This is a genomic window from Gordonia terrae (genome assembly GCF_051789125.1).
Classification (GTDB): Bacteria; Actinomycetota; Actinomycetes; order Mycobacteriales; family Mycobacteriaceae; genus Gordonia; species Gordonia terrae_A.
Genome location: NZ_CP196526.1, coordinates 642,356 through 653,669, shown reverse-complemented (window position 1 = coordinate 653,669; position 11,314 = coordinate 642,356). Strand labels below are relative to the sequence as shown.

The window sequence follows — 11,314 nt, the reverse complement described above, 5'->3', positions numbered from 1 at the left end:
ATCCTCCGTGGCAAGAAAGGAGTCGCCGGCGACGTCTTCGCCGATCTCCGCATCCATCGTCACGACGGTTTTCGATCCTGTCAACGAACCCGGCCGAACACCCCGCATTACGCGGATCGTCAACCAAGGGTTGACGCTCTCCAGATCGTCAACCTATAGTTGACGCATGCCTGATACACCCGTCACCATCCGTCTCGACGACCTCATCACCGCGATCCGCAAGGTGCACGACGACCCGCTCGACCAGTTGGCGGACGCCGTCCTCGCCGCCCAACACCTCGGCGACGTGGCCGACAGCCTCATCGGCCACTTCGTCGACCAGGCACGACGCTCCGGCGCATCCTGGACATCGATCGGCGCCAGCATGGGGGTGAGCAAGCAGGCAGCCCAGAAACGGTTCGTCGACCGCGTATCGAACTCGGACACAGCACAGCCCGCCGCCGACGACAACCCGTTCTCCCGCTTCACCCCCCGTGCGGCGAACGTCCTGATGACCGCGAACGCCGCGGCAGCGGCCGACCGGGCCGAACACGTCACTCCCGCACACATCGCGCAGGCACTGACCGCCGAACCGAAGGCTCTCGTGTTCGCCGTGCTGTCCGACTTCGGTGTCGACGCGACCGCCTGGACGGCCGCGGTCACACCTCTGGTTCCGGGTGCGCGCGACATCCCCGACGCGGAGGCCACCACCGTGGTGCCATACGACGAAGCGGCCAAGGCCGTACTCGAGTCGACCGTCGGTGTCGCGGTCGAGCTGGGCCACAACTACATCGGCACCGAGCACCTGCTGCTCGGCATGTTCGCCGACGACGGGCTGGCCCGCGCGCTCGGCGGATTGGGACTGACCCCCGAGGCGATTCGCGGGAAGATCGTCGAGACGCTCGCTCAGGTCATGGAGCAGACGCCGCCGTCCGACTAGCGCACCGGCCGGCGGGGGCGCGAGGGAATGGTTGCACTGCAACCCTTGTCCACGACGCTCGGACCGAAGGGTGCGTGGAGATTTCGGCGGGACCCGACGGAGGTCCGGCAACTAGGATTCGATGCCATGGGTCATGTCATCGTCCACGCATCCTCGGTACCGGCGGGTCACGGCCCGCATCCGGCAGCCAGCCCGTTCGACCGGCGTATCAGCGACGTCCTCGATGTCACGGCTTTCGAGGTCTACCAGGTGGAGCTTCCTCCGGGTGCCGAAACCGTCGACCACGACCACGTCGACGATCGCAACGATGACGTGTACGCCGTCATCGCCGGGAGCGGGTGGCTCGTCATCGACGATGAACCGACGCCGATTGCACCGGGCCACTTCGTCTCCGTCGACCTGCGCACCCGCCGCCGTCTCCGCGCTGGACCGGACGGGCTGACCGTCATCGCCATCTGCGCCGAACAACGACACCGAGAGGGCTCTCCGACTGCCGATGGCAGATGAGTTCGCCGGTCGGCAAGCCTCGGCGAATTCACCCGCGCGTACTGTGCCGACCCCGGCCTGCCCAGGCGTCCGCTATTCCGGGGTGTCGGAGATGTAGTGCACGGCAGCCTCTTCCGCGGAAGCTCCGGCTCCGTCGATCCCGGCGTCCTCGGCGACGGCCTCCGCCTCGGTGTCGATATCCGAGCCCGCATCCGGGGCGATCAGACGGCCGGCCCGGGTGTCCCCGACCTCGTCGTCCTCTTCGAACTCATCACTCCGATCGGAATCGTGTGCGCGCCAATCGGTCCGGGCACGCTCGTCGGCGGTGATCTCGTCCAGCGGGTCCGCCGCCCCGACGTCGGGCTCCTCCTCGGCGAGCCGCTCGTCGAGCGTCTCCCCCTCGGCCTGCTCGCGGGACGTCAGCCCGTGCACCGCCCCCTTGGGCTCGTAGTCGGGCGGTGAGTAGCCCTCGTCGAGGACGTCGTCGACCCCGCGGTCGTCGAGAGTGTCCTCCGGCTGCAGCTGGTCGTCCTCGTCGAGGCTGTACTCGCCGTCCGAGCCCTCGGGGGTGCTACCGATGTCGTCCTTCATTCCTGCCACGATGCCAGCCCGCAGGTCGGTCCGCCAGGATCGCAGGTGTGTGCGGGAGGACCACGTGTCGCGCCCGGGGGCCGGTTCGGCGAAACGACCGGCGGCGACACTTCCGATCGGCGAGAATCACCAGGGTGATCGAGGAATTGCAGGCCGAGGCCCAGGCCCTGCTCTCGGCCGGTGAATACGACCACGCGCTGGCCGAGTTCTCCGTGCTCCGCGAGATCAGGTCACGGCGCGAAGGACCCTATTCGGCGAAGTACCTGTCCAATGTGCACGACTGCATCCGATGCATGTCGCATCTCATGCTGTGGTCGGACGCGAGCCACCTGTGCCGCGAACTCCACGGGAAGTATGTGCGCACACATGGGCGCGGCGGGATCGACACCGTCGACGTCGCCAAGCACTGGGCGTGGGCACTCGTGCATCTGCACGACTATCCGCCCGCGGTGCGCCTGTACCTGCTGACCGCCGACGCCCTGTGGGACTCCGACCCGGGCCAGGCGCAACGTCTGCTCGGCGCCGCCGTCCTCCATCGCCACGACACCGACCCCCTGGCCCTGATCACGCCCGGCCTGATCGACGGAGTCGGTCTCCGGCACGCCGACGAGGAACGCGAGATGATCGCGCGACTGGTGGCCGCCCTCACCGACACCGATGCGGTGTCGACGAGCACGGCCACCATCGACGGCCTGGCCTTCGCCTGAGCCTCAGACGACGTCGCGGCGTCGTCTCCGCATGATGTAACTGTCTGCGCCCATCCGGCCCGCCGAGGTGTACCCGACGGCCAGCAGCCCGGCGATCAGCGCGAGCGGCCATTCGTAGCCGCCGTCCATGTTCCAGAAGCCGGCATCCCAGTGCACGAACACGATCGCGCCGATCATGTCCGCGATCAGCAACGTCGCGACGATCGGCAACAGCAGCCCGAGGATCAGCAGGATGCCGCCGACGAGCTCCACCCAGGTGGCGTAGTAGGCCGCGAGCTCCGGGTACGGGATGTCCATCCCGGCAGGTCCGAATCCCGCCTTGGTCGCGTCCATGCCCTGCGTCACCAGCTTCTGCCACCCGTGGGCGATGAAGATGATGCCGAGTATCAGGCGCGCGAGAAACTGCGCCACACTGCCGAATCCGCTCATTCCGTACTCCTCGCATCGATCGGGCGGGCCGGCTCTGCCGCCGCCAGGTACTCTCACAGTGTCCGGGACAGCATCGCCCCGTCGCGGGCGATACGCCGAAATCGAGACATCGCCACCCAACCGCAACCGCCTCGTAACCGGTCGCAGCGCGTCACCGACGCGGCTCGACGAGGCGTGCGGCGGCACGTCGGCCCGCGAGGGCAGAACGGAGTAGGAGTCGAGAGTGCCCGGAAAGTCTGGCTGGGGTTCGCGAGGCAACTCCGGGCAACCCGTGTTGGGTGCGCCTGACGACGTCCTCGATCCGTATCTCCCCGACAACGGCAACCTGGGTTTCCGGATCTCGCGCTACGACCTCGATCTCGAGTACAAGGTCGCGAGCAACCGGTTGGAGGGCACCGCGGTGTTGACCGCGACCTCGTACGCAGAACTCAAACGATTCACCCTCGACCTCGCCGGCTCGCTGTCGGTGCAACGCGTCTCGGTCAACGACAAGCGCGCCCGCTACAGTCACCGCCACCACAAGCTCACCGTCACCCCGGATACACCGCTGCCACCCGGGGGCGCGATGACCATCACCGTCCGCTACCACGGCACCCCGCGGCCGATCCGCGGGCCGTGGGGAGAAGTCGGCTGGGAAGAACTGACGGACGGCTCGCTGTGCGCGAACCAGCCGAACGGTGCGGCGTCGTGGTTCCCCTGCGACGACCACCCGAGTGCCAAAGCCCCCTACCGGATCTCGATCACGACCGACAGCCCGTACCACGCGCTCGCGAACGGCGTCCTCGAGTCCAAGCGTGTCCGGGCGGCTCAGACCACGTGGGTTTACGAGCAGGTCGAGCCGATGCCCACCTATCTCGCATCGATCCAGATCGGCCAGTACAAGCAGGTGTCGTTGGCGTCCAAGCCGATTCCGGTCGCAGGGCTCATCCCGTCGCATCTCGAGGACAATTTCGCGATCGACTTCGGCAAGCAGACCGAGATGGTTTCGGCGTTCGTCGAGATGTTCGGCCCCTACCCGTTCCCCCAATACACGGTCGTGGTCACCGAGGACGAGCTCGAGATCCCCATCGAGGCACAGAGTTTCTCCACCTTCGGTGCCAATCACTGCGACGGCAGCAGGCACGCCGAGCGGCTCATCGCCCACGAACTCGCGCACCAGTGGTTCGGCAACTCGGTGACCGCGGCCCGCTGGCGAGACATCTGGCTGCACGAGGGTTTCGCCTGTTACGCCGAATGGCTGTGGAGTCAGCACTCCGGCGGCCGCAGCGCCGACGAGTGGGCGCGCCACTACTACGACAAGCTCGAATCCTCGCCCGTGCGTGTGCCTCTTGCGGACCCCGGTCCCCGCAAGATGTTCGACGACTGGGTCTACAAGCGCGGCGCCCTCACCCTGCACGCCTTGCGCCTGACGATCGGCGACGGGGACTTCTTCGCACTGCTGCAGCGATGGACGGACAAGTACCGCTATGGATCGGTGACGACCGAGGACTTCATGGCCCTCGCCGCGACCCACTCGTCGAAGCCGCTGAAGCAACTGTGGGACGACTGGCTGTTCACGCCCGAGCTGCCGCCGTTCCCCGGTCCTTCCTGACCCGTTCGATGACCACAGATCCGACTCCGCCGGGTCCCGCTGCTCGTGACGTCCCGGGTGAGTCGACCGGACGATCCCTGGGACGGGTCACCGTCGCGACGGTGATCGCCGCAGCATCGGGATACGTGGTGCTCCTGCTGGCCGCCCGCCATCTCGGGGCGGTCGGCTACGGCGTGTTCGCCGTGTTCTGGGCCGCATACGGCCTGGTGACGGGCGCTCAGAACGGCCAGCTCCAGGAGACGACGCGAACCGTGCGGACCGCTGATTCCGAGGGTGTCGGCCGGTCCCGTCCGCTCGTCGTGAACACCATGATCGGCGTCGGCCTCGCGGTCGCCGTCGGGGCGTCGTCACCGCTGTGGGCCGGAAAGGTGTTCACCGACGAGCTCGGGCTGTCCATCGCGCTTCTGGCCCTGGGAGTGGCGAGTTTCGCCGTGTACGCGCACCTGTGCGGCGCGCTGTCGGGCACTCTCAACTGGTCCACGTTCGCGGTGCTGTTGTCGGTGGACGCACTCATCAGGCTGGCGGGCGCGGTCGTCGCCGTCGCTGCCGGATGGGACACCACCGCCTTCCTCGTCATCACCGTCATCGGATCGGTCTCGTGGTGTGTGTTGCTCGCGACGTCGTCGACGGCCCGGCGCACCATCGGGATCTCCGGTGACGTGGCGTCGGGCAGGCTCGTCGCCAACACCCTGACCGCCATGGCCGCCGCGGCCGCGAGCGCCGTCCTGGTGATGGGATTCCCGGTTCTGATCAACCTGACCACCAACCTGCGCGGAAGTCCCGACGCCGACGACACGCGGGTCATCGGCGCACTCATTCTCGCGGTGACACTCACCCGGGCACCGTTGCTCGTGCCGCTCAACAGTTTTCAGGGCGTGTTGATCTCGCGCTTCGTCGACCGACGGGATCGTCGGGTCCGGTCGCTAGGCGCGCCGCTCGGGGTGGTCGCGGTCATCGGCGGCGTCGGCGTACTCGGGGCGTGGCTGGTCGGTCCGTGGCTGTTGCGGTCGGTCTTCGGTGCCGACTTCGATCTCGACGGCGTCGTGGTCGCCATGTTGACGGCGGGCGCCACCTGTCTCGGGCTTCTGACCGTGACCGGTGCCGCCGCGATCGCCGCGGGCGCCCACCGCTGGTATGCGGCCGGCTGGTGGGTGGCGACCCTAGTCGCCGTCGCCATGCTGCTGCTCCCACTCGATGTTGAGACCCGGACGTGCGCGGCGCTCGTCGTCGGGCCGGTCGTCGGGCTGGGCGTGCATCTGATCGGCGTGCTCCGGGCCTGAGGCTGCCCACCCGCTGCGCGGACGACCTAGTTCGCGGATGAACCGCGCAACCGGCCGAGCCTCGCCCCGACCCGCGCCTGCAGATGGTTCAGTCTCGACGTCGCGTGCCAGCGGGCGGCCCGAGCCGCACGGGACCAGCCACGATCCGCGCACCGCTGCGCCTCGTGGGCGAAGAACCGGTTCTCCTCGGCGAAGCGCCTGCCGTCGACGGCCTGGACCGAACTCACCGAGGCACGGTGCCTGCGGTAGGAGAACACCACTTCGGGATCATGGACGAGAGACCCACCGGCAGTGGCGAGGTCGACGAGCAGAGCGAGGTCGAGGACGATCTCGAGGCCCGGACGGAACCCGACCTCCCGCACCGCCGCCGTCCGCCACAGCAACGAGGGAAAGTACGTCCAGTTGCCGTGGTACAGGCTCGTGGCGAGGCGCTCGCCCGACAGTTCGACGGCACGCGAGGGTGCCAACACCGACTTGATCCGGTCGCCGAGCGGTGCGACGGTGCGTCCGTTCTCGTCGATGACGTCCACACCGGGCGCGATGACGGCCGCGTCGGGGTGATGCCGCGTCAACATCCGGACGGTCGACAGGTAGTCCGGATGCATGATGTCGTCGCACCCCATCACCACGAACCAGTCGGCAACGACGAGGTCCACACATCGCCGGAAGTTGCCGTTGACACCGAGGTTGGTCTCGTTCCGCAGGTACTCGACACGGGCGTCGTCGAGCGAGAGGAGCCACTCGGCAGGTGCGGGATCCGGAAAACAGTCGTCGACGACGACCAGCCGCAGATCGGGGTCGGTCTGTTCGAGAACACTGGTCACGGCCTGCCGGAACTGGTCGACGTCGCCATAGAACGGCATCATCACGTCGATCGTCACCGGCCAAGACTAGCCGGATGGACACACACCGCCCCGCATGAGGCGTGCCGGGCGAGGAAGCCCATGCCGGACCGGGTTAGGGTTGTTCACCATGGCCGATCCGATCACCAATGCCGACGTGTGGCTGGTGGTACCCGTTTTCAACGAGGGTCAGGTCATCCGCGAAGTCGCGGCCCGTGCGCGTGAGACGTTCCCCAACATCGTGTGCGTCGACGACGGCAGTTCGGACAACTCGGCTGCCGAGATCCGGGCCGCAGGCGTACACCTCGTGCGGCATCCGGTGAACCTCGGACAAGGGGCTGCGATCCAGACCGGCGTCGAGTACGCGCGCCGACAGCCCGGTGCACGATTCTTCGTCACGTTCGACGCCGACGGCCAGCACCGAGTCGAGGACGTCTCCGCCATGATCGGGCGCCTGCGTACCGAACCGGTCGACATCATCGTCGGAACCCGGTTCGCCGAGGGTCGCAGCGAGTCGGTCCCACTCCTGCGCCGAATGGCGTTGCGCACCATCGTATTCCTGAGTCCGCGGACGCGCCGGCTCGGATTGTCCGACGCGCACAACGGACTTCGGGCGTTCAACCGGACCGTCGCCGAGGAACTCGACCTGCTGATGAGCGGGATGAGCCATGCGTCGGAGTTCATCGCGCTGATCGATCATCATCACTGGCGGGTGAGTGAGCAGCCCGTGACGATCCTGTACACCGACTACTCACGCGCCAAGGGGCAGTCGTTGATCAACGGGGTCAACATCGTCGCCGACGGCCTCTTTCACACCCGGATGAGGAAGTGAGCACATGATCTGGTTCCAGATCCTCGCGATCCTCGGCCTGGTCGCCCTCGTCGGGTTCTTCGTGGTCAACCGGGGCACGGCGCGCGCATCGGCCGGGGTGAAGCTGCTGTTCGTCGCGTTCGTCGGCTTCGGCCTGTATGCGATGCTTCGCCAAGACGACGTCACCTGGGTCGCGAACAAGATCGGCATCCAGCGCGGTCTCGACCTGGTGCTGTTCCTCCTGGTCATCGCCTTCGCGTTCACCACGGTCTCGACTTATCTGCGGTTCCGCGACCTGGAGGTCAAGTACGCCCGACTCGCCCGCGCCATCGCATTGCAGAACGCCGAGAGCGACAATCAGCGCGGCACCGACGACGCGGCGTAGCCGGCGCCGACGGGAGACGACCCCTTCGCCGGCGCATCCGGGTCCCGCGACTCGGCCACCTGATACATCGTGGCGACGATCGAGGCGTAGAGCACCAGTTCGCCGAAGTTTCCGAGCCAGAAGATCGACGTGCCGGCGGCTGCCGTGACGAGCATGACCAGCGATCCGAGGCAGAGCCAGGGCGAACCGGCGGATCGCCACAGGCAGACCCCTGTCGCGATGAGCAGTAGCACCGTGCCGAGGGCCGGGAGAGGTGGCCCGGCAACGGCCGCGTTGGCGTATCGCATCGCATCGCCGTCGGTCGTCGGCGTCAGTTCCAGGGCGAGGAACAACTCGACGATGCCCATGACCACGAACGCCGTGACGAGGAGCGCCGCGGCAGCGAGGACCGAGCGTCCCCACCGCACACCCAGTCGTCGCGCCAGCACCGCGGCGGCGACCACGATCAGCGGCGTTATCAGCGCATGAATCCAGAAGCGCGGCAGATTGATCGAATACAGGGCGTCACCGAAACCGATCACGCGCCCGAGGGCGACCGCGACATTGTCGAACGTCAACGCCACCCCGAGCAGGACCACCAGCCAGGCCACCGCCCCGCACGACCGTCTGAGACGGAACGCGCACACCGACAGCGCGATCATCGCCACGCCTATCGCGGCCATGATCACCGAATTCCCCAACAGTCCCGACAGCATCCGCGCACAACCTCCCGATCACTCAGCCTACTGATCGATTCGGAGAGATGCCGTCGCCGGACTGCCCCGACGCGGATATCGGCAACCCCTTGCGTCTACGTATACATCTACATATAGTGATCGACATGCCCAACAAAACCATCTATGTCTCCGACGACGACATCAAAGTCCTCGAACGTGCTCAGCAGGTGTCCGGAGGCAACCTCTCCGGCGCGGTGGTCGAGGCACTTCGCGCCTACGTCCGGGCGGCCGACTACCGCGACGCCGGTTACGAGGAGGTCGTCCTCCGTGACGGCCCCGACGGCGTGCGGCGCAAGCGATTCTTCGGTCGCCTGCTCGCCGAGGAGACCGAGTTCGACGAGAACACCGGCAACGCAACACAATTGACCGCATATGAAGGCCGCACCGGAAAAGTCGTCCTCGCGGTGCACTACGTCGACTGGGTCAACTACGGGGTGACGCGTAAGCAGAAGACCGGCAACTGGCTGAAGGACCTCACCGGAATCCCGAGCGTCCGCAGCCTGTTCACGGCAGAACTTCCCGACTGGGGCGACTACTCGGTCGAGATCGTCGACGACATCGAGCAGCTGAAACCACTTGTTCCCGAACGCTTCTTCGAGCGGACGGCCGCCGCATTGCGACCCGAGATCGAAGACCTCGACGTGTAGTCCGCACCGACCCGAACAGCACCGCCCCGACGACGTCCACCAGGGACGTTCGTCTATCCACTCATGCATATATGCGCATGTGTGAATGATTCAAACCCGCATCACATCAACCCAGGAGAGCAGACCCATGACATCACCGGCAATCGACGCTCGAGGACTCACAAAGTCCTTCGGCGATCACCGAGTACTCGACGGCATCGACCTCTCGGTCCCCGCCGGCACCGTGTTCGCCCTCCTGGGCCCCAACGGGTCGGGGAAGACGACGACGGTCAAGATCCTGTCGACTCTGTCGCACGCCGACGCCGGCGAGGTGTCGGTGGCGGGTCTCGACGTTCGTACCGACCGCGATGCCATCTGCGCGAAGATCGGCCTGACCGGGCAATTCGCTGCAGTCGACACCCTGCTCACCGGGCGCGAGAACCTCATGATGATGGCCCGGTTGCGGCATCTGCCGAAGGCGGAGGCCCGAGAACGGGTTGAGCGGCTGCTGACCGATTTCGACCTCGTCGACGCGGCCGACCGTCGGGTCGGCGAGTACTCGGGCGGTATGACCAGGCGGCTGGATCTGGCCATGACGCTCGTGGGTGAGCCGTCGATCATCTTCCTCGACGAACCGACCACCGGCCTCGACCCGAGATCACGCCGGGCGGTCTGGGACACGGTTCGCGACCTCGTCGCCCGTGGTACGACGATCTTCCTCACGACCCAGTATCTGGAGGAGGCCGATCACCTCGCCGATCGGATAGCAGTCCTCGACCGGGGCAGCATCGTCGCCGAAGGCACCGCCGCGGAACTCAAGCGGCTCGTGCCGGGTGGACACATCAAGATCGCGTTCCCCGACCCCGGCGAACTCGACCGTGCCCGTGCGCACTTCCCGTCCGCGGTGGACGCGCAAGAGGAGAACACCCTGGCCGTTCCGGGCGGCGACGGGATCAACGCCATCCGCGACATCCTCGCCACCCTCGACAACGCGGGCATCGAGGCAGCCGGCATCTCCGTCCACACTCCCGATCTCGACGACGTGTTCCTGACCATCACCGGCCGTGCGGCCGTCACCACCCCCTAGGAGATCCCATGTCCACCATTGTCGAACACACCCTTGCTGATTCCGCTGTGATGGTGCGCCGCAATCTCATCCGGCTGCGTCGCTATCCCACGATGATGTTCTCGACCATCGCCATGCCGGTCGTCATCCTGCTGTTGATGACCTTCTTCTTCGGCGGGGCGATCGAGAGCGCACTGTCCGCCGACGGCCCCCTCGACGGAAAATACATCAACTACCTGCTGCCCGGCCTGCTCCTGTTCGTCCCGTCCTTTCTGACGGTGGCCGTGGCGGTCTCGGTCAACCAAGATGTCACCGAGGGCATCATCAACCGCTTACGGTCGCTGGCGACGCCGCCGACGGCGATCCTGGCCGGCCACTTCGTCGGTGCACTGATCCAGGGCGTCATCGCCGTGGCCTTGTTGCTCGCCGTCGCCTTCGGACTCGGATTCCGTTCGAACGCGGGCTTTCTCGGATGGTGTGCGGCCGGTGGCCTGCTACTCCTGCTGACGGCCGGCCTCGTGTGGATCGCCGTCGCGATGGGCGTCATCGCGCCGAACCCGGAGAGCGCCAGCAACATGCCCCTCCCGCTGCTGTTCCTGCCCTACCTCGGCAGCGGGCTCGTGCCCACTGACAGCATGCCGAACGGGGTCCGTCAGTTCGCCGAGTACCAACCGTTCAGCCCCATCGCCGACACGCTGCGCGGGCTCCTCATGGGTCTCGACATCAGCGACCGTTGGCCCTGGGCGGTGGGATGGAGCCTGGTGTTCCTGATCGGCGGCTACCTCTGGGCGGTCAGCGCGTTCCGGCGATCGACGACGGGCTGAGTCCTGCCGCATCCGAATCGTGTACGGCTCTCTCGCCGTGC

General features: G+C 66.8%; 14 protein-coding genes. 10 read left to right on the top strand and 4 right to left on the bottom strand.

The window, feature by feature from the left end:
- Positions 1-166 precede the first annotated feature (166 nt).
- Positions 167-919 (top strand): Clp protease N-terminal domain-containing protein, encoded by a 753-nt coding sequence (locus ACSUZC_RS03005; protein WP_439031444.1) that lies wholly within the window; start codon positions 167-169, stop codon positions 917-919.
- A 126-nt stretch (positions 920-1,045) separates the two neighbouring features.
- Complete coding sequence (locus ACSUZC_RS03000) at positions 1,046-1,426, top strand: cupin domain-containing protein (protein WP_439031443.1); 381 nt, start codon at positions 1,046-1,048, stop codon at positions 1,424-1,426.
- Positions 1,427-1,498: 72 nt separating this feature from the next.
- Here ACSUZC_RS03000 and ACSUZC_RS02995 read toward each other — a convergent pair whose 3' ends face one another.
- Positions 1,499-1,996: a DUF5709 domain-containing protein gene (locus ACSUZC_RS02995; RefSeq protein ID WP_439031442.1), complete on the bottom strand. Its 498-nt coding sequence runs from the start codon at positions 1,994-1,996 to the stop codon at positions 1,499-1,501.
- Between the two features lie 134 nt (positions 1,997-2,130).
- Between ACSUZC_RS02995 and ACSUZC_RS02990 the strand changes: the two genes are divergently transcribed.
- Entirely contained in the window at positions 2,131-2,703 is a 573-nt protein-coding gene (locus ACSUZC_RS02990; protein WP_439031441.1) for a hypothetical protein, read from the top strand.
- A 3-nt stretch (positions 2,704-2,706) separates the two neighbouring features.
- On the opposite strand, the gene ACSUZC_RS02985 is transcribed toward ACSUZC_RS02990, so the two are convergent.
- On the bottom strand, positions 2,707-3,132 hold the full coding sequence (locus ACSUZC_RS02985) for a DoxX family protein (protein ID WP_439031440.1): 426 nt from the start codon (positions 3,130-3,132) through the stop codon (positions 2,707-2,709).
- 223 nt (positions 3,133-3,355) lie between these two features.
- On the opposite strand from ACSUZC_RS02985, the gene ACSUZC_RS02980 reads away from it, so the two are divergent.
- Together ACSUZC_RS02980 and ACSUZC_RS02975 are read left to right on the top strand one after the other, a co-directional pair.
- Positions 3,356-4,723, top strand: a complete 1,368-nt coding sequence (locus tag ACSUZC_RS02980; RefSeq protein WP_439031439.1) for a M1 family metallopeptidase — start codon at positions 3,356-3,358, stop codon at positions 4,721-4,723.
- Between the two features lie 8 nt (positions 4,724-4,731).
- Entirely contained in the window at positions 4,732-6,003 is a 1,272-nt protein-coding gene (locus tag ACSUZC_RS02975) for a lipopolysaccharide biosynthesis protein (RefSeq protein ID WP_439031438.1), read from the top strand.
- A gap of 26 nt (positions 6,004-6,029) precedes the next feature.
- On the opposite strand, the gene ACSUZC_RS02970 is transcribed toward ACSUZC_RS02975, so the two are convergent.
- Positions 6,030-6,884, bottom strand: a complete 855-nt coding sequence (locus ACSUZC_RS02970) for a glycosyltransferase family 2 protein (protein ID WP_439031437.1) — start codon at positions 6,882-6,884, stop codon at positions 6,030-6,032.
- A 91-nt stretch (positions 6,885-6,975) separates the two neighbouring features.
- On the opposite strand from ACSUZC_RS02970, the gene ACSUZC_RS02965 reads away from it, so the two are divergent.
- A complete protein-coding gene (locus tag ACSUZC_RS02965) occupies positions 6,976-7,677 on the top strand; it encodes a glycosyltransferase family 2 protein (protein ID WP_439031436.1) in 702 nt (233 codons plus the stop codon).
- 4 nt (positions 7,678-7,681) lie between these two features.
- Positions 7,682-8,041 carry a DUF2304 domain-containing protein gene (locus ACSUZC_RS02960; protein WP_439031435.1) on the top strand — a complete coding sequence of 120 codons (360 nt, stop codon included), beginning with the start codon at positions 7,682-7,684 and terminating at the stop codon, positions 8,039-8,041.
- Here ACSUZC_RS02960 and ACSUZC_RS02955 read toward each other — a convergent pair.
- Complete coding sequence (locus tag ACSUZC_RS02955) at positions 8,014-8,736, bottom strand: hypothetical protein (protein WP_439031434.1); 723 nt, start codon at positions 8,734-8,736, stop codon at positions 8,014-8,016. The genes ACSUZC_RS02960 and ACSUZC_RS02955 overlap by 28 nt on opposite strands.
- 125 nt (positions 8,737-8,861) lie before the next feature.
- Between ACSUZC_RS02955 and ACSUZC_RS02950 the strand changes: the two genes are divergently transcribed.
- The 3 genes from ACSUZC_RS02950 (at position 8,862) to ACSUZC_RS02940 (ending at position 11,273) form a co-directional block, all read left to right on the top strand.
- Positions 8,862-9,404 (top strand): EXLDI protein, encoded by a 543-nt coding sequence (locus ACSUZC_RS02950; RefSeq protein ID WP_439031433.1) that lies wholly within the window; start codon positions 8,862-8,864, stop codon positions 9,402-9,404.
- Between the two features lie 127 nt (positions 9,405-9,531).
- A complete protein-coding gene (locus ACSUZC_RS02945) occupies positions 9,532-10,470 on the top strand; it encodes an ATP-binding cassette domain-containing protein (protein WP_439031432.1) in 939 nt (312 codons plus the stop codon).
- An 8-nt stretch (positions 10,471-10,478) separates the two neighbouring features.
- Complete coding sequence (locus ACSUZC_RS02940) at positions 10,479-11,273, top strand: ABC transporter permease (protein ID WP_439031431.1); 795 nt, start codon at positions 10,479-10,481, stop codon at positions 11,271-11,273.
- Positions 11,274-11,314: the final 41 nt, after the last annotated feature.